Source organism: Inquilinus sp. 2KB_23, assembly GCF_052115705.1.
Lineage (GTDB): Bacteria > Pseudomonadota > Alphaproteobacteria > DSM-16000 > Inquilinaceae > Inquilinus > Inquilinus ginsengisoli_A.
Genome location: NZ_JBFRHF010000022.1, coordinates 18357 through 36574 on the forward strand (window position 1 = coordinate 18357; position 18218 = coordinate 36574).

The 18218-nt window shown below is 69.4% G+C and carries 17 protein-coding genes; 11 read left to right on the forward strand and 6 right to left on the reverse strand.

Going from position 1 to position 18218, the window contains the following annotated elements:
• Nucleotides 1-35: 35 nt before the first annotated feature.
• The 4 genes from AB4112_RS25050 to AB4112_RS25065 all read right to left on the reverse strand — a co-directional run bounded on the left by AB4112_RS25050 (nt 36) and on the right by AB4112_RS25065 (nt 3278).
• Entirely contained in the window at nt 36-2186 is a 2151-nt protein-coding gene (locus AB4112_RS25050) for an FAD-dependent oxidoreductase (protein WP_441723632.1), read from the reverse strand.
• A 347-nt stretch (nt 2187-2533) separates the two neighbouring features.
• On the reverse strand, nt 2534-2761 hold the full coding sequence (locus AB4112_RS25055) for a hypothetical protein (protein WP_441723634.1): 228 nt from the start codon (nt 2759-2761) through the stop codon (nt 2534-2536).
• 25 nt (nt 2762-2786) lie between these two features.
• Nucleotides 2787-2966 (reverse strand): hypothetical protein, encoded by a 180-nt coding sequence (locus tag AB4112_RS25060; protein WP_441723636.1) that lies wholly within the window; start codon nt 2964-2966, stop codon nt 2787-2789.
• Between the two features lie 102 nt (nt 2967-3068).
• Nucleotides 3069-3278 (reverse strand): cold-shock protein, encoded by a 210-nt coding sequence (locus AB4112_RS25065; protein WP_309799445.1) that lies wholly within the window; start codon nt 3276-3278, stop codon nt 3069-3071.
• Between the two features lie 324 nt (nt 3279-3602).
• On the opposite strand from AB4112_RS25065, the gene AB4112_RS25070 reads away from it, so the two are divergent.
• Complete coding sequence (locus AB4112_RS25070) at nt 3603-3914, forward strand: hypothetical protein (RefSeq protein ID WP_441723638.1); 312 nt, start codon at nt 3603-3605, stop codon at nt 3912-3914.
• On the opposite strand, the gene AB4112_RS25075 is transcribed toward AB4112_RS25070, so the two are convergent.
• Nucleotides 3911-4906 carry an ABC transporter transmembrane domain-containing protein gene (locus AB4112_RS25075; RefSeq protein ID WP_441723640.1) on the reverse strand — a complete coding sequence of 332 codons (996 nt, stop codon included), beginning with the start codon at nt 4904-4906 and terminating at the stop codon, nt 3911-3913. The two genes, AB4112_RS25070 and AB4112_RS25075, sit on opposite strands and share 4 nt — an antisense overlap.
• Nucleotides 4907-5346: 440 nt before the next feature.
• Between AB4112_RS25075 and AB4112_RS25080 the strand changes: the two genes are divergently transcribed.
• The 8 genes from AB4112_RS25080 to AB4112_RS25115 all read left to right on the forward strand — a co-directional run bounded on the left by AB4112_RS25080 (nt 5347) and on the right by AB4112_RS25115 (nt 13285).
• Nucleotides 5347-6744: a PAS domain S-box protein gene (locus tag AB4112_RS25080; protein ID WP_441723642.1), complete on the forward strand. Its 1398-nt coding sequence runs from the start codon at nt 5347-5349 to the stop codon at nt 6742-6744.
• Nucleotides 6745-6862: 118 nt separating this feature from the next.
• The gene (locus tag AB4112_RS25085) at nt 6863-7177 is read left to right on the forward strand and encodes a response regulator (RefSeq protein ID WP_441723644.1); all 315 of its coding nucleotides are present in this window, start codon (nt 6863-6865) and stop codon (nt 7175-7177) included.
• Nucleotides 7178-7374: 197 nt separating this feature from the next.
• The gene (locus tag AB4112_RS25090) at nt 7375-9597 is read left to right on the forward strand and encodes a cation:proton antiporter domain-containing protein (RefSeq protein WP_441723646.1); all 2223 of its coding nucleotides are present in this window, start codon (nt 7375-7377) and stop codon (nt 9595-9597) included.
• A gap of 92 nt (nt 9598-9689) precedes the next feature.
• Nucleotides 9690-9959: a hypothetical protein gene (locus AB4112_RS25095; protein ID WP_309799456.1), complete on the forward strand. Its 270-nt coding sequence runs from the start codon at nt 9690-9692 to the stop codon at nt 9957-9959.
• Nucleotides 9960-10065: 106 nt separating this feature from the next.
• Nucleotides 10066-11898, forward strand: coding sequence for an AI-2E family transporter (locus AB4112_RS25100; protein ID WP_441723648.1), 1833 nt, complete (start codon nt 10066-10068; stop codon nt 11896-11898).
• Between the two features lie 69 nt (nt 11899-11967).
• Nucleotides 11968-12174 (forward strand): hypothetical protein, encoded by a 207-nt coding sequence (locus AB4112_RS25105; RefSeq protein WP_309799459.1) that lies wholly within the window; start codon nt 11968-11970, stop codon nt 12172-12174.
• Nucleotides 12175-12231: 57 nt separating this feature from the next.
• Nucleotides 12232-12528, forward strand: coding sequence for a DUF2934 domain-containing protein (locus tag AB4112_RS25110; protein WP_309799461.1), 297 nt, complete (start codon nt 12232-12234; stop codon nt 12526-12528).
• A gap of 91 nt (nt 12529-12619) precedes the next feature.
• Nucleotides 12620-13285 carry a GntR family transcriptional regulator gene (locus tag AB4112_RS25115; protein WP_309799462.1) on the forward strand — a complete coding sequence of 222 codons (666 nt, stop codon included), beginning with the start codon at nt 12620-12622 and terminating at the stop codon, nt 13283-13285.
• A gap of 33 nt (nt 13286-13318) precedes the next feature.
• Here the strand turns inward: AB4112_RS25115 and AB4112_RS25120 are convergent, their stop codons facing one another.
• Nucleotides 13319-14920, reverse strand: a complete 1602-nt coding sequence (locus AB4112_RS25120; RefSeq protein ID WP_441723651.1) for a GH39 family glycosyl hydrolase — start codon at nt 14918-14920, stop codon at nt 13319-13321.
• A 319-nt stretch (nt 14921-15239) separates the two neighbouring features.
• On the opposite strand from AB4112_RS25120, the gene AB4112_RS25125 reads away from it, so the two are divergent.
• On the forward strand, nt 15240-17138 hold the full coding sequence (locus tag AB4112_RS25125; protein ID WP_441723653.1) for an ABC transporter substrate-binding protein: 1899 nt from the start codon (nt 15240-15242) through the stop codon (nt 17136-17138).
• Nucleotides 17139-17211: 73 nt separating this feature from the next.
• Entirely contained in the window at nt 17212-18216 is a 1005-nt protein-coding gene (locus AB4112_RS25130) for an ABC transporter permease (protein ID WP_309799469.1), read from the forward strand.
• Nucleotides 18217-18218: the final 2 nt, after the last annotated feature.

The following is an 18218-nucleotide window of genomic DNA, read 5'->3' on the forward strand; positions in this document are numbered from 1 at the left end:
GAACCGAAGGGCCGGGTCAGCCCTGGTCCCCGGGGTCAGCCCTGATCCCCGCCGGTGATCAGCCGGGTGCTCCGCCGGAATGTCAGATAGGCCCAGAACCAGTCGAAGGCGACGGCGATGCGGTTGCGGGTGCCGGCCAGGAAGGCGATGTGCACCGCGCCCCACAGCCACCAGGCCGCCGGCCCGCTCAGGCGCAGCCAGCCGAAATCCGCGACCGCCTCGCGCCGGCCGATGGTGGCGAGGCTGCCGAGATGGCGATAGCGGAACGGGGCCGGCGCGGGCCGGCCATCGAGCCGAGACCGGATCACCCGTGCGACATAGGCGCCGCCCTGCTTCGCCGCGGGGGCGAGGCCTGGCACCGGCTTGCCGTCCCAGGCCTCCGACCAGGCGGTGTCGCCGATGGCGAAGATTTCGGGCAGCCCGGGCACCGACAGGTCCGGTCCGACCTTCAGCCGTCCGGCCCGGTCGGCCTCGGCCTGCAGCCATTTCGCCGCGGGCGAGGCGACCACGCCCGCGGCCCAGAACACGGTGCGGGCCGCGATCCGCTTGCCGCCGACGACGACGCCGGCCTCGTCGATCGCCTCGACCGTGCGGTCCAGCAGCAGCTCGACGCCCAGCGCCTCCAGCGCGCGGGCCGCCGCGGCGGACAGGGTTTCGGGGAAGGTCGGCAGCAGGCGCGGGCCGGACTGGACCAGCAGGACATGGGCGAAGGCCGGCTCGATCGTCCGGAACTCACGCGCCATGCCGTGGCGGGCGAGCTCGGCGATGGATCCGGCGAGTTCGACCCCTGTGGGGCCGCCGCCGACCACGACGAAGGTCATCAGCTCCAGCCGCTGCGCCGCATCGGCGGTGCCCTCGGCGTGCTCGAAGGCCAGCAGCAGGCGGCGGCGGATGCCGGTGGCGTCCTCGATCTGCTTCAGCCCGGGGGCCACCGGTTCCCACTCGTCATGGCCGAAATAGCCGTGGCGCGCACCGGTCGCGAGCACCAGGTGGTCGTAGCCGACGGGCTGCTCCCCGATCAGCACGGTCCGGTTCGCCGTGTCCACGCCGGTGACCCGGCCGAGCAGGATGCGGGCGTTGGCCTGGTCGCGGAACAGGCCGCGGATCGGGGTGGCGATGTCGGCCGGCGACAGGCTGGCCGTCGCCACCTGGTACAGCAGCGGCTGGAACAGGTGGTGGTTGTGGCGATCGATCAGGGTGATGCGGCAAGGCGCATGGCGCAACGCCCGGGCCGCCGCCAGGCCGCCGAAGCCGGCACCGACGATGACGACATGCGGCCGGTCGGCAAGGGCGGAGAAGGGCATGTCCCGCATCGCCGGGAATCGCCGCAGCAGGCTGCGGCCGATCACCGTGTCGAGCGACAGGGCGCCGGGCCCGCGCAGTGCGACCAGGCCGAGCAGAGCCATCCAGGCGAGAGCATCGGCAGGGTGTGGCGTGGTCATCCCGATCATGGGCACCAGGACGACCAGCGCCAGGGCCACCGGCCGCGCGGCGAGGCCGAGCCCGACCAGAACGGAACCGACGAACGCCGCCGCCGCGCCGAGGGGCGCGGCGTCCGTCATGGCCAGGCCCGCGACGAAGACGGCCGACGCGATCCACAGGCGCAGGACCAGCAGATAGGGCGGTCCGGCGAAGCGGGTGAGGGCGGCGAAGCCACGCGCCACCGGCCGGGCCAGCGGGACGGCCGTCGCCGTGGCGCCGCGGCCGATGCGGCGGTCGAGCGAGATCGGCCCGGCCCCCATCACCGCATACCACCCGAACAGCGCCGCCTGCAGCAGGTTGGTGTCGAGCGGCAGGTAGGCGTATTGCACCACCAGCGCCAGGGCCAGCATCGGGACCGCGGCGAACCGCGTCGCCAGGCCCAGCGCCAGCAGCACCGGCCCGACCAGCTCGACCGTGACGCCGAGCCACGCCGCCAGCACCGGGTTCATCCAGGACACCGGGTATTCGTGCGCGGCTAGGAACAGGGCGGCGTTCCAGTCCGAAGCCTTGACGATGCCCGACACCCAGAAGGCCTGGGCCAGCCCCAGGCGGATCGCGAGGTCCAGCACCGGGACGGCGCCGGCCTCGCCGATCCGGACCAGGTCGCGCCAGGCGGCAAGCGCCCGGGCGACGGGGATCGCCGCCCGGCTGCGCCAGGGCGCACCGGTGCGGGGATCGGCCGGTGTCGGCCGGTCGACGGTCATGATCCACTCCCGTGTCGAGGTCTGCCGACCCGCGCCTGGCGGAGTTTGTCCGCGACGGGTGCGGCTGCGAAGGCCGTGCCTGCATGGCTACCACCGCCCGGACGGGCCGGAGAAATACCGGCTGCCTTCGGATTCGATGCCCGGCGTCTATGGTTGGCGGCAGGCGGACCGCGCCCATCGACGCCGCGAGGTGGAGCCTGGCGCCGGTCTCGATGACAAGGGGGGATGTTCTGCTGGGTGGGCCGGCACGTCAGCGTGCCGAAGCCGAACCCGGGCGGATCGTGGCAAAGTCTCGCCCACGATCCGCGGATGCCGTGGCCCGGGCGGTGCGCCGGGCCGGCGGCCTGCTATTGGCCGGGCAGCCGGCTCATGGTCTTGATCGGGCCGCGGGGATTGCCGGACATCTCGGCGATCTTGCGGTCCTGGGCCTCGATGAAGGCGCGGGCCGGGGCCTCGCCGTCCAAGCCGTCGGCATCGGCGCGCGGAACCTTGCGGTTCGAGCTCAGCGACCCGTCCTGGTAGATGATGTTGAACAGCACAAAGGGGCTGTCGTTCGACTGCTTCTTCCGGGCCATGGCCGGTCTCCGATCACGGTTCGTGTCAGGACGGCTCGGTCTCGCCGTCCTGTTGCGGGGCGTCGCCGTCCTGCGGGGCTTCGCCGTCCGGCGTCTTGCGGCGCGCGGCTTCTTCTTCCCGGCGCTGCTGCTTCTCCAGCTTCTTCGCTTCCTTGGCGCGGTTGCGCTCGCTGCGCTGCTGATTGTAGTTCGGCTTGAACGGCATCGCCGCCTCCGATCCCCCGTGACGCCGTGGCGCCCCGGTTTTGCCCAAGGAAAAGAAGCGCCCGAGCGATCGGGCGCTTCTTCACGGCTTCAAACTGAAGGCTTAGACGGCCTTCAGGTTCTCGGCAGAGGTCTTGTTGCGCTTCGGGTCGCGCTGCTCTTCGTACGAGACCTTCTGGCCTTCATTCAGGCTGCGTAGACCGGCGCGCTCGACGGCGGAGATGTGGACGAACACGTCCGCGCCGCCGTTCTCCGGCTGAATGAAACCAAAACCCTTGGTGCTGTTGAACCACTTGACGGTGCCGGTCGGCATCGCTGTTCTCCCAGAAAAAATGGCGCCGCACGGGATCGCGCAACGCATCAGACGGTAACCGGGAAAGGCAACGATCCGAGGCCGCAATCGCGTGTGGCAGGCCGGCCGTCCGAACCAGAATGACCCGCCAAAGATGGGCGGGTTGCGTCGGAATGGCAAGGTTGAAAGGTTGCCGACCTGTTCCGGGCCGGTTTCGGCGCGGCAAACCACCCGCCATCAGGGGAACGGTAGCACGCAGATCGACCGCTGGAGACCCATGTTTGGGTTTGCCGCGGCGGCCGGCGTGGCGGATGCTCCAGCGAGGCGAAGCGCAGGGCCGTGACCATGGAACGCAGTCCGCGGATCGAACCACCCATCCTGTTCCTGCGCCGGAACGGGATCACCGCGACCATCGCTTCGGCGCTCGAGGCCGCGGCGTGGCTGGAAGGCCTGTACGACAATCTCCATGCCGCGGGATCCCACGACCGGCAGGAGGCCGGGGACAACCGGCCGGCGGATCTCGGCGAGATCGAGGCCCTGCTGTTCCGCCTGGTCGAGGAGATGGAGGCTGAGCCCGAGACGCTGAGCGCCGATCTGCGCGAGGCGCTGGTCGGCCTGATCGCCCGCTACCGCGAGGCCTACCCCGGCGGCGACTAGGAGGCTGGAGCTTCGGGCGCGTGCCGGCCGAGCGCCTTCGCGATCAGCCGGTACTTGACCCGGGCGTTGGTCATGTCGCGGAAATAGTTGACCAGGTCGCCCCAGGGGTCGTTGACCCGGGTCAGGCCGGAGATGAAGGCCACCACGGTGCCGACCTCGGTGCGCCCCTGGATCACGAACCAGCCGCCGACGAACAGGATGCCGATGACCCCGAGCTGGTGCAGCAGGTTCATCAGGAAGTTCATGCCGAACTTGCGGCGGAAGATCTGCATGTTGAGCTTGTAGATGTCGCCGACCCGCCGGCGATAGGTGCCGGGCTTGCGCGGGCCCCGCCGCTCAGCCGCCTCGTCGACGATCTCGACGCTCAGCGCGCGCAGCACCTTGATCCGCGATTCCGTGCGCCGGTTGATCGCCTTCTGCAGGAACGGGATGAACAGGAACTGCGGGAAGAACAGCACCACGGCGACCAGGGCCATCCAGGGCTGCAGCACCAGCATGTAGCCGAACACCGCGAGCAGGAGGCCGCCATTGAGGATGGCGTCGGAGATGCTGGCGCCGATGAAGCCGCCGACCGCCTCGACCTCGGACACGATGATCGAGATGTCGACGCCCTCCTGGCGCGCCGTCTCTGCGCCCTCTGTCCTCTTGGTCGTCTCCGGGCTGAGCTGCAGGCGCAGGCGGCGGTTGGCGGCCTCGCTGACCGCGCCGCGATAGACGTTGAGCCCGTACTTCAGCCCGCCCTGGACCAGCACGGCCGCGACATAGAGCAGGCCGAGCACGATGAGGTCGCGCAGCTCGTGCTTGGCCAGGGCGCCGTTGACGATGCGGCGCTGCAGCTCCAGCGGCGCCAGGTCGAGCAGGAACACCGCCACGGCCAGCAGTGACAGGAAGATCTGGTTCCGCCCGCTGACCTGCCAGATGTAACGATAGAGGCTGCGGGGCATGGTCGATGTCTTGCCGGCGGCGGCCCGCGGGGCGGCGACGTCATTCATGATGGTGCGGCGCCGATCCGACGGGAAAGGGGACGACAGCTAGCCGGATTTGCATTGGCGCAGCCTTGGCCGATCATCGCTTGCGGACGCGGTGGCAATAGGCCTTGGTTTCCCCAGGTTCCACGACCATGCATACAACCCCGCACATTCGTGCAATGATGGGCCGAATGCGATCGGCAGGCGGCGACACGGATGAAGATGTCAAAAGTTAACTTTTGCCACGTGACTGATGACTGTCGAGAATTGGATGGGTGGTTTGCAATCAAAGCTTTGATCTTTCGGCCACAATTCGCTTGTATGTTGGGAGGTTGCGGTCGATCGGCCGGATCGCAACGGATGGTCGGCTGAATGCAGCGGCAACTGGGCCTTGCGCCTTGGCGGAGGCGGCCTTTTCTCCAAAAGGTTACTCGATGACTAGCACTGCCGGTGCAGCGACGCCCTTGACGCCCGAACGAACCAAGCCGGGGATCCCGGCGGGAGAGGACCTGCTGCAGGCGTTGCCGGCAGCGGTCTACACCACCGATGCGACAGGGCGGATCACCTTCTACAACGATGCGGCGGTCGCGCTCTGGGGCGTCCGCCCCGAGCTGGGCCAAGCCGAATTCTGCGGCTCCTGGAAGCTCTATTGGCCCGACGGCACCCCGATGCGGCATGACGAATGCCCGATGGCGCTGGCGCTGAGGGAAAAGCGCGCGATCCGGGGCATGGAAGCCATCGCCGAGCGCCCGGACGGGTCGCGCGTCTCGTTCATCCCCTATCCGACGCCGCTGTTCGATGCCTCGGGTGAGCTCGTCGGCGGGGTGAACATGCTGATCGACATCACCGGCCGCGATCGGGACGACCAGTCCCGGAAGGCGGCCGAGCAGTCGGCGCGCCGGCTGGCCGCGATCGTCGAATCCTCCGAAGACGCGATCCTGGCCAAGGACCTCGACGGCATCATCACCGATTGGAACCAGGGTGCCGAGCGGCTGTTCGGCTACACCGCTGAGGAAACGATCGGCAGGCCGGTCACCATTCTGATCCCGCTGGAGCGGCTGGATGAGGAGCCGGCGATCCTGGCGCGCATCCGGCGGGGGGAGCGGATCGAGCACTACGAGACGATCCGCCGCCGCAAGGACGGCAGCCTGATCGAGATCTCGTTGACGGTCTCGCCGGTCAAGGACGGCAATGGCCGTGTCGTCGGCGCATCGAAGATCGCCCGCGACATCACCGAGCGGCGGCGCGCCGAGGAACGCCAGGCGATGCTGCTGCGCGAGATGAGCCATCGGGTGAAGAACCTGTTCGCCCTCTCGGGCGCCGTCATCACCCTCAGCACCCGATCCGCCAAATCGCCCGAGGACCTGGCGGAGCAGGTCCGGAACCGGCTGGGCTCCCTGGCCCGCGCCCATGATCTGACGCTGCCGGACCTGAAGCACGAGCAGGCGGTGACGCCGACCACGCTGCAGGCCCTGCTGCGGACCGTCGTCTCGCCCTACGAGGAGCAGGGCCGCGACCGCGTCACCACCGTCGGGCCGGAGGTGACCATCACCGGGCATGCGGTGACCAGCCTTGCCCTGCTGCTGCACGAACTCGCGACCAACGCCGCGAAATACGGGGCCCTGTCCACGCCGGCCGGCAGCCTGGCGGTCGAATGGGCGGTCGAGAACGGGACGCTGTCGTTGACCTGGGCGGAGCGGGGAGGGCCGTCGGCCGGGGACGGCGTCGGTGCCGAGGGCTTCGGGACCTGGCTTGTCGACAGCACGATCAAGCGCCAGCTACAGGGCCAGATCTCCCGTCGCTGGGATACCGATGGCCTGACCATCGAAATGTCGATGCCCCTGGACCGCCTGGCGGGGTAGGCGATGATGCACGCATCGGTTGGTCGACGGAACCCGACCGGCCTGCTCCCGTTGAAGTCAATGCCAGCCGGCCTGCCCCCGGTCCGCTTCGGCGGGACAACCATTCGTGGAGCATCCGATGGCGGCGATCCTCATCGCGGAAGACGAACCCTTTTCCAGGATGGTCGTGGAAGCGGCCGCCCGGGATCTCGGCCTGGAGCCGCTGGCCGTCGCCGATGGCGATGCCGCGATCGCCCAGGCCAGGGCCGCGGAGTCGCTGGAGGTGCTGTTCACCGACATCCACATGCCGCCCGGCCCCGACGGCTGGGCCGTGGCCCGGGAGGTGAGGCGGATCCATCCCGATATCCGCGTCATCTACACCAGCGGCCAGGCCGGGCCAGAGGATTACGAGCGCTTCGCCGTGCCCGAATCCTGCCTGCTGCCGAAGCCCTAGACATCCATCGAGCTGGTGGCGGCGATCGCCGGCGAAGGCCTCTCCCACTGACCGGGCGGCACACGGCACGCCACCGCCGCTAAGCTGGGCCGCCGGGCTGGATTGCCGCGGCAAATCTCGAGGGGGGCTTCGTGCCGATCCATCCATCGCCCGGGCCGGGCCCTGCCGCACCGACCTCAGGCCCCCGCACATTGTGGGTGGGCGTCGCCCTGGCGGCCGTCCTGCTGCTGCCGATCGCGGCTCTGGCGGCAGAAGGCCGCGGCGGCGCGCCGTCCACCGCCCTGTTCGTGGCGCAGATCGTCGTGCTGATGCTGGTCGGCCGCCTGTTCGGCGAGGGCATGCAGCGGATCGGGCAGCCGGCGGTGATGGGGGCGATCGTCGGCGGCATCCTGTTGGGCCCCTCGGCCCTCGGCGCGCTGTGGCCCGACGGCCAGCGGATGCTGTTCCCGTCCGATCCGGCGCAGAAGGCGATGATCGGCGGCGTGGCGCAGTTCGGCGTGCTGATGCTGCTGCTCCTCGCCGGGATGGAGGCCGATCTCGGCCTGGTGCGCCGGGTGCGGCGCGCGGCGGCCAGCGTGTCGCTCACCGGCATCGCCATCCCCTTTGCCTGCGGCTTCGCCCTGGGCTGGTTCCTGCCCGAAGGGCTGCAGCCGGACGGCGGGTCGCGGCTGATCACGGCGCTGTTCCTGGGCACCGCGCTGTCGATCTCCTCGGTCAAGATCGTCGCCATGGTGGTGCGCGAGATGGGCTTCGTCCGGCGCAATGTCGGGCAGATCATCCTCGCCTCGGCCGTGATCGACGACACGCTGGGCTGGATCATCATCGCCATCACCTTCGGCCTGGCCGGCAGCGGCAGCCTGGACCTGTTCGCCGTCGGCCGCACCGTCGTGCTGACGCTGCTGTTCATCGTCGCCAGCCTGACCATCGGCCGGCGCCTGGTGTTCTGGATCATCCGCTGGGTCAACGACCGCTTCCGCAGCGAGCTGCCGGTGGTCACCGCGGTGCTGGTGATCATGGGCGGCATGGCGCTGATCACCGACGCGATCGGGGTGCACGACGTGCTCGGCGCCTTCATGGCCGGCATCCTGGTCGGCGAATCCCCGATCCTGACGCGCCAGATCGACGAACAGATCCGCGGCCTGACCACGGCGCTGTTCATGCCGGTGTTCTTCGGCCTGTCCGGGCTGGAGGCCGACCTCACCATCCTCGGCGACCCGCGCCTCCTGGCCATCGGCCTCGGCATCGTCGCCATCGCCAGCATCGGCAAGTTCGGCGGCGCCCTGCTGGGCGGCTGGTTCGGTGGCCTGTCCGGGCGCGAGGCCCTGGCGCTGGGCTTCGGCATGAACGCCCGCGGGTCGACCGAGGTCATCGTCGCCTCGATCGGCCTGTCGATCGGCGCGCTGAGCCAGGACCTGTTCAGCATGATCGTGGCCATGGCGGTGATCACCACCCTGATCATGCCCCCGACCCTGCGCTGGTCGCTGCGGCGCCTGCCGGTGGAGGCGGAGGAGAAGCAGCGCCTGGACCGCGAGGCGTTCGAGGCCCAGGCCTTCGCCCCCAATCTGGAGCAGTTGCTGCTGGCCGCCGATGACGGGCCCAAGGGCCGGTTCGCGGCGCGGCTGGCCGGGCTGCTGGCCGGCAGCCACCGCATCGCCGTCACCGCCTTGATGCTGCGGCCGGAGGAGGGCGGGAAGGAATCGGCCAGGGCCGAGCGGCCGGACGGGATCGTGGCCGCCCAGGCCGAGGCCGGCGCCGCCCGGGTGGCGGAAGGCGAGATGGAAGGCGAGGGCGGGGCGGTCGACGTCGTCTCGATCGAGACCGAAGCGCTGAGCGGCGACAGCGTGGCGGCGGAGGCGGGGAAGGGCTACGACCTGCTGATGATCGGCGTCGAACCCACCGCCGCGCGCGGCGGCGGCTTCGACCCGCGGGTCACCGAGCTGGCCACCGGCTTTCACGGCCCCGTCGCCATCGCGGTGGCCCGCGGCGTGCACCAGGACGACCCGCTGGGCGGCCCGCTCGACATCCTGGTGCCGGTCAACGGCACGGAGGTCTCGCGCCGGGCGGCCGAGGTCGCCTTCGCCCTGGCCCGCGCCGGCAACGGCTCGCTGCACGCCCTCTACGTCGCCACCGGGCAGGAGGGCGCGGCCCGGAATCGGCTGCTGGGGCCGGTGCCGGGGGAGGCGGGGCTGAAGCAGCTGGTGCCGATCGCCGAGCACTATGGCGTGACGATGGAATCCTCGATCCGGGTCGATGTGGCACCGGCCGACGCGATCCTCCGTCAGGCCCGGCGCGGCCGGCATACGCTGATCGTGATGGGCGTCCGCCAGCGGGCGGGCGACGGCCTGTCCTTCGGCGAGGTGGCGGACGCGGTGCTGGAGAGCGCCGACCGCTCCATCCTGTTCGTGTCGCAGGAGGGGTAGGAATCGCAAGGCAGGCCGGGAACCTTTTGGGTTCCCGGGCCTTATGTTACCCAGATGGGCCTTCCGCCATCCGCTCGCAACGGAGTCCGGCGATGATCATGATCAAGTCAACGGTCCTTGTGATAGCCGCAGGTACGGCGCTCGTCGCCTCTCCGGTGGCCAGCGTGCATCGGGCTCAAAGCGATACCGCGATTCAGGGTTTTGCCTCGCCCGATGCGGCCGAAATCGATGCCGTCGCCCTGGTCGGCGCGGACGGGCATGCGCTCGGCGGCATTGTGCCCGCCAGCATCGTCGGCACCCGCAGCGCCGCGGCCGGCCTGGGCGCCGCGGCCGGCGCCGCCGCAGCGACGATGCATTACTAGCCAGCCGGCCGGCGACGTCGGGGACAGCTGAGCGGAGCCAGGGGAACCGGCGGCACGGTCGTCCTGTTCCCTGTCCACGCCCCCTCCCAGCGCCAGGCCGGATGTAATGCAGCCAGACAACGGTCGATCCCCGGGCAGCCTGCCGGCCCTGTCGGCCGACAAGATCGCCGCCCTGTCGCCCAGCGGGGTCCTGCTGATCCTGGCTGCCATCGCGGCGCTGTATTTCGGCCGCGACATCCTGATCCCCTTCGCCCTGGCGATCCTGATCAGCTTCGCCATGGCGCCGGTGGTGCAGCAGCTGCGCAAGCTGGGCGTGCCGCGGATGCCGTCGGTCCTGATCGTCGTCGCCTGCCTGTCGCTCGCCGTCGCCAGCTTCGTCGTGGTGCTGGCCAGCCAGACCATCGACCTGGCCGGCAACCTGCCGCGCTACCAGACCAATCTCGAAGCCAAGATCCAGTCGGTGAAGGAGGTTGCGCCGGGCGGCGGGCTGATCGACCGCCTGTCGGGCATGGTGGTGCGACTGACCAAGGAGGCCCGTTCCCAGGCCACCACGGCGCCGATGGGCGCGGGCGACGACCAGAGCCGCCCGGTGCAGGTCCAGGTGCTGCCCAACCCGCTGTCGCCCTTCGAGCTGGCCTGGGAGGTCGGGCGACCCCTGATCGAACCCTTCGCTATCGCAGGCATCGTGCTGGTCTTCTCCGTCTTCATGCTGTTGGAGCGGGAGGACCTGCGCAACCGGCTGATCTGGCTGCTCGGGCCGCAGGACCTGACCCGCGCCACCGCGGCGATGGACGACGCGGCCCAGCGGCTGAGCCGCTTCCTGCTGGCCCAGGCCCTGCTCAATCTCGGCTACGGCACCGCCTTCGGCCTCGGCCTCCTGATCATCGGGGTGCCGAACCCGGTGCTGTGGGGCCTGCTGGCCGCCGTTCTGCGCTTCATCCCGCTGGTCGGCGGCCTGGCCGCGGCGATCCTGCCGACAATCCTGGCCTTCGCCATCGACCCCGGCTGGCTGATGCCGATCGAGACCATCGGGCTGTTCGTGCTGCTCGACATCATCGTCGTCAATGCCGTGGAGCCGCTGCTCTACGGCTCCAGCACCGGCCTGTCACCCTTCGCCGTGCTGTTCGCGACGATCTTCTGGCTCACCTTGTGGGGCATTCCCGGCCTGCTGCTGGCGACGCCGCTGACCGTCTGCCTTGCCGTGCTCGGCCGCCACGTGCCGCAGTTCGGCTTCCTCGACGTCATGCTCGGCAGCACCCCGGCCCTGGCGCCGGAGGCGCATTTCTACCAGCGCATCCTGGCCGGCGATCCGCTGGAGGCGTCGGAGCTGGCGGAGCGCCACATGCTGCAGCAGTCGCGCCAGGCGCTGTTCGAGACCATGCTGCTGCCGGCGATCCACATGGCCCAGGCCGACCGGCGCCGCGGCGCCCTGGACGGGCCGCGACGGTCGGCGGTGTGGTCCGGCATCCTCGCCGCCGTGGTGGATCTCGAGGACGACGTGCCCGACGGGCCGGCGGCGGTGCTATGCCTCGGCGCGCGGGACGATCTGGACCAGGCTGCGGCGCATATGGTCGCCCAGCTGCTGACGGATGCCGGCATCGCCTGCCGCTGCGCCGAGGGCGCCGGCGCGCTGCCGGGGGCGCCGGAGGCGGCGGTGGTCGTGGTGACCAATGCCGGGCCGGCAACCGAGCACCAGCTGGGCCGGCAGATCCGCCGGATCCGCCGGCGCATCGGTTCGCAGGCCGTGCTGCTGATCGCCCTGTTCGAGCCCGACGACGTCGAGGCCCGGGTGCTGGAGCCGACGGAACCCAGGACCATCGTCACGCGGGGGTTCGCCGCGGTGACGACGGTGGTGTCGCAGCAACTGCCGCGGCCGGCGGCGCCGGACGAGCCGGCCGCCGCCGTCGAAGGCCTGCCCCCGGACATCGCGGCGGCCTGACCTCCCTGGCCGGAACCAAGGCCGCGACGGTCCCGTTCCCCAGGGGTGAGACCCGCATGGGAGGCAGGAATGACGACGTCGCGAAGCCACACCACCCCCGAACAGCAGCCGAAATCCCCCGAGCACAAGGCGGCCAAGGCCAGCCGCAAGGTCGACGAAGCGTCGGCCGACAGCATGGATGCCAGCGATCCGCCGTCGTTCAATCCCGGCACCGCCGGGACCGGGGAGGACCGCCGGTCGGCAAAGCCGGTGCCGAAGGCCCCCGCGCGCCGCTGACGGCCTGCCGGTCGCCTTAAAAGCCCAAATCTGTTCGCCTGAAGAGGAGAGGCCGTCGTGGACGACCTGGACCAGCGCATCCGCGCGCATGCCCATCGGATCTGGATCGAGGAGGGCCGCCCCGAAGGTCGGGAAGAGGCGCATTGGGAGATGGCGCGAGAGTTGGTGGCGATCGAGGACAACCAGCGAGACGCGACCCGGCCCAACCCGGTGGCGACCGAGGGCGAGACGGCCCTGAACTCCGAGCCGGTCGAGCCGATCGAGGCGGTGGAGTCCCTCGGCGACGTGCCGGGCATCACCGACCAGGGCGAACGCCCGGCCTATCCGAAGCGCAGGCGCAAGCAGGCCGGCTGACGCCGCCATCGCCGCGACCAAGGGCTGGCCGGCCCGTCCCGGCTTGAATCAGTGGTAGCCTGTGGCGGACGAGCAGCCGGAGAGGGGCGCCTTGGACGTTGCAGATGGATTATCCCGGGACGGGCATGACGATCTCGCCATCGCCCGTGCCCTGGAGGAGGACATCATCTTCGGGCGCCTGGCGCCGGGAAGCCGGCTGACCGAGGACAGCTTGCTGGCCCGCTTTGCCGTCACCCGCCACGGCGCCCGCCAGGCGCTGGCGCAGCTGGAGACGATGGGCATCGTCATCCGCGAACGGAACAAGGGCGCGACGGTGCGCTCGCTAAGCCCACAACAGGTGCGTGAGATCTACGATGTCCGCGAGCTGCTGCAGCGGCAGGCGGCGCTGTGGATCCCGTTGCCGGCCCCGGCCGAGCTGATCGAGCGGCTGTCGGCGATCCATCTCGACCATGGCCGCTGCATCGCCCAGCGCAACCTGCGCGGGGTGCACGAGGCCAACGACCGGTTCCACCTGACCATGTTCGCCGCCTGCGGCAACGCCCAGCTGGTGCAGACGATCGAGCACTACATGCGGCTGAGCCTGCCGGTGCGCGCCCATTCCATGGCCGATTCCGAGGCCCTGAAGGTGTCGCACGAGCATCACCGGCTGATGATCGAAATGCTGAAGGGGCGCGACAGCTGGGTGCTGGCCCAGCTGTGCGTCGACCATCTGCAGCCGAGCAAGCGGCACTACCTGTCCCTGATCCAGCCCGGCTGACCCGGCGGCCCGAAGCCGCCGGGATGCGGGCCCTTAGGCCTCGATGCGGATCAGCGACACGCCCTGGCGCGGCAGGGCCAGGCGCAGGGTCAGCCCGTCGCCGGACCGGTCCGCCGCGACCGCCTCGTCGACCCGCTGCAGCCGGCCCGCCGCCTCCAGCCGCTCGTACTCCGCGCCGGTCAGGGTCTGCGGCGCGCCCATCGCCTGCCACACGCCGAAGGCGTTGGAATGGTCGGCATCGATGCGGTAATGCCGGATCGCCGCGCCCGACGGGACACCGACGACGGAGAGAGTGACCTCGGCCGTCGGACCGGCCTCGTCGTCGTCGTGATAGTGCCAGACCAGGACGCTGACGCCGCCCTCATCGCGGGTGGCCACGGCGTTGACATGGGGCGTCTCGCGGACGCCATGCGCCATCACGTGCTCGATGCCGACCGCATGGGTGCTGGTGGTGGCGAGCCAGTCGCCGCCGAGCATGCCCAGCATGCGGAAGGCGTTCATCACCGCCTTGTCGATGCCGTTGGTGGCGAGGTCGCGGAAACCGTCGAAATAGGGCTGGTCCTCGAACAGGAACGCCCAGGTGACGGCGCCCTCGATCGGGATGCCGGCGCGCTGCGACAGCTCATAGGTCCGCAACATGGTCTCGACCACATAGACGCTGTAGAGCGGGCCGTTGCGGTAGCCGTTCTGCGGGTGCACCCGGGCCGAACAGGCGGCGCAGCCCTCGGGGTCGGATTCGCCAATCACGACCGGCAGGCCCTTCAGCGACGGGAACTCGTTGATGATCGACAGGTTGGTGTCAATGTCGCGCAGGTGCTTGTGGGCGCCCATCCGGACATGGTCCCGGTAGATCACCGGGTTGCCCTTGGCGTGGAAGGCGATGAAGTCGATCGGCGAGTCGTTTTCGACGACATGCTTCAGGAAGCCGCGCAGGAAGGTGATGGCCTTCTCGTTGCCGAAGGCGCCGCAGGTGTGCGGCCCGCCGACCCGGGCGTTCGGCAGCGCCCGCTTCACCGCCCGGGCGCTGACGTCGTACATGGCGCAGAATTCGGGGATGGTGCCGGTCCAGTAGTGCCCGTCGGGCTCGTTCCAGACCTCCCAGGGCCAGCCCGAGACCACGTCCTCGCCATAGCGGTCGGCCAGGTGCCGCGCCCAGGCCTCGACCAGGTCGCCCCATTTCTTCAGATCGTTCGGCGGCGACGCCCAGCCGGTGGTGATGCTGGCGTAGCGGTCCTCCGGCACCCAGCTGTGCTGGTAGGGGCCGGGGTCGCTGGACAGGGCCTGCGGGGTAAATCCGATCTGCACCAGCGGGATGGCACCGGCCTCGACATAGGCGTCGAAGATCCGGTCCATGATGGTCCAGTCATAGACGGGCTTGCCGTCCGGGCCTTCGGTGTAGGCGTTGGTCGAGCCCCATTTCAGGGCCGGCGTGCCGTCGCCCGTGGTCAGCAGGTTGTGGGTGCGGACCCGGATCGGCTCGGGGCTCAGCTCCGCCAGCTCGCGCAGCAGCTTCCGCCCGTTGTCGGTGTAGGTGAAGTTCGGCTCGTCATAGCCGAACCAGTTCCACAGCGGCCGGTAGGGCCCGGTCGGGCGGTCGGACCGGACATCTATTCCCACAGCGAATGAACTGACCATCGGTTGTCCTTCTCGATCCGTCCGGGACTGCCGGCCGCAGCGGCGCCGGAAGGGCCGCCGCTGCGGCCGCTTCAATCGGACGAGGCTAGGCGATGGAGGTATTTTGTCAATAATCCGATTTGCGGCGCGCTCCCGCTCGACCCACGGTTTGCAAGGAACTGGCTGATAAATGCGAATTTTTTAAACTTCGTGGGTTGCCGTACTCGAAATATTGTCGATAAATGACGAGCGCGCTTCGGGAGGCGCGCCGGCCGACGCCGTCACGGCGGGATCCGAAAGAGAAGAGCTCGCGATGCACGAGTTTTCGAGGAGGAGCCCCATGAAGGTCTTGCGAAACGTGGCGCTGGTCGTGGCGATGTCCCTGCTGGCGCTGCCGGCGCTGGCGCAGGATTTCATCGCCGGCATTCCACGCAACGAGGCCCTGATCATCCAGGGCACGCCGGCCCAGAACGCCGACTGGTTCAACGTCTGGGCCCCCGGCGGCGGCTCCAACGTCAACGGCCTGCAGCAGCTGACCACCGACACGCTGTGGTTCATCAACCCCGAAGGCGGGGCCGACGCCTGGCAGAACGCGCTGGCGTCGGAGCGGCCGATCTACAACGACGACTTCACCCAGATGACGGTGAAGCTGCGCGAGGGCATCTACTGGAGCGACGGGGTCGAGTTCACCGCCGACGACCTCGTCTACACCGTGCAGACCCAGATCGACCATCCCGGCATGGGCTGGAGCGCCCCGTTCGCGCTCAACGTCGCCAGCATGGACAAGCCGGATCGCGACACCGTCGTGTTCCACCTGAAGGCGCCGAATTCACGCTTCCACACGCTGTTCACCTCGCGCTGGAACGCCGCCTGGATCATGCCCAAGCATGTGTTCGAGAAGGCCGGCGATCCCCTGGCCTTCCCCAACAACCCGCCGGTCTCGCTCAGCGCCTATGTGCTGAACAGCTACGACAAATCGGGCAACTGGGCGATCTGGCGGCTGCGCGACGACTGGCAGCGCACCAGCATCGGCATGGATTGGGGCCAGCCCGCGGTGAAGTACGTGGTCTACCGCGCCGCCGGCAACCCGGACGCGCGCGTGATCGAACAGCGCAACCACAACCTCGACGTGATCAACGACATCACGCCCGAGGGCATGTTCACCATCATGCGCGACGCCGCGACGTCGTCGACCGCCTGGCGCAAGACCTTCCCGTTCGCCCATCCCGACCCGACCCTGCCGTCGGTGCTGTTCAACACCAAGGAGAAGCCGTTCGACAGCAAGGATGTCCGCTGGGCGCTGACGCTGGCGATCGACATCCGCGCCGTCGCGCTCGGCTCCTACCGCGGCGCCGCGACCCTGTCGGCCCTGGCCGTGCCGCCGACCGGATCGGCTCCGGACGACTATTTCCGCCCGTTGCAGCAATGGCTGACCGATTTCGAGCTCGACACCGGCAGCCGCAAGATCAAGCCCTATGACCCTGCCATCTCTGGCCAGATCGCCAACATGGTGCGGCCGACCTGGGGCGACCAGATCCCGACCGACCCGGCGGAGCAGCAGAAGGCCTTCGGCTTCGGCTGGTGGAAGCAGGACCTGCAGGCGGCCACCGAGCTGCTGCAGAAGGCCGGCTTTACCAAGCAGGGCAACCGCTGGATGAAGCCGGACGGCACGCCCTTCCGCTTCCGCCTGCAGGTCGAGGGCGACGCCATCCCGACGCTGGCCCGCGCCGGCACCACCATCGCGCAGCAATGGTCGCAGTTCGGCGTCGACGCCAAGGTCGAGGTGGCGGGGCCGACCAACGGCCAGCGCCTGACCGCCGGCGACTTCGACACCGCGATCTATTGGTCGATCGAGACCTGGGGCGGCCATCCCGACCTCAGCTTCTTCCTCGACAGCTACCACTCCCAGTTCATCAAGCCGCTGGGCGAGATGCAGCCGCCGCGCAACCTGCAGCGCTGGGAATCGCCGGAGCTGGACCGCCTGATCGAGGCCAACCGCTCGGTCGCCTTCGACAGCCCGAAGGTGCTCGAACTCGGCCGCGACTTCCTCAAGCTGGCGGTCGAGCAGATGCCGATGATCCCGCTGATGGCCTACAACAAGTTCGCGCCCTTCGACACGACCTACTGGACCGGCTACCCCAGCGTCGACGACCCCTATTCGGCGTCCGGGCCCAACTGGTCCAACCTGCGCTACATGATCGCGCGGCTGAAGCCGAACCCGGCCGCGCCGAAATCCTGATCCCCGCGCCATCGGGCGGGCGGCCCCGGCGCCGCCCGCCACGCCTTCCCCGGCAACCGAGAACGGGACGCCGATGAGCGACTTCTTCGTCTATCTGGCCAAGCGCTTCGCCCAGTTCGTCTTCGTGGTGTTCACCGGCGTCACGCTGGCCTTCGTCATCGCCCATCTGTCGCCGGTCGACCCGATCGAGCAGACGCTGTCGCTGCTGACCTCGTTCGGGTCGACCGATCCGCGCTCGGTCGCGGTTCTGCGCCAGGCTTTGACCGAGCTGTACGGCGTCAACGGCTCGCTGTTCCACCAGTACCTGGCGTTCTGGGGCCGCGTCGTCACCGGCGATTTCGGCCCGTCGCTGTCGGCCTTCCCGACGCCGGTGATGACGGTGATCCTGCGGGCGATGCCTTGGACCGTCGGCCTGCTGACGCTGTCGACCATCTTCTCCTGGATCGTCGGCAACATCCTGGGCGCGCTGGCCGGCTACTACCGCAACAGCCGGCTGCTGAAGCTGTCCGGCATCGTCATCATGGCGATGCAGCCGATCCCGACCTATATCGTCGGCCTGACCCTGGTGCTGCTGCTCGGCTATGTCTGGCCGGTCTTCCCGATCAGTGACGGGGCGCAGATGAACCTGACGCCGGGGTTCAACGGGGCCTTCATCGGCAGCGTGATCCTGCACGGCACGCTGCCGGCCCTGACCCTGGTGCTGGTCGGCCTCGGCGGCTGGTTCATCTCGATGCGGTCGCTGGTCTCGAACATCGTCACCGACGACCATGTGGTCTACGCCGAACTCGGCGGGGTGCCGTCGCGCGCCATCTTCAGCCGCTATGTCGCGCGCAACGCCATGCTGCCGCAAATCACCGGCCTGGCCCTCAATCTCGGCCATGTCTTCGGCGGCGCCGTGATCGTCGAATTCCTGTTCGCCTATCCCGGCATGGGCCGGCTGCTGATCGCCGGGATCTATGCCGGCGACTACAGCCTGGTCCTCGGCGTCACCACCATCTCGATCGTGGCGGTCGCCCTGGCCGTGTTCCTGATCGACATCCTGTACCCGCTGATCGATCCCCGCGTGAAACTGGGCTGACC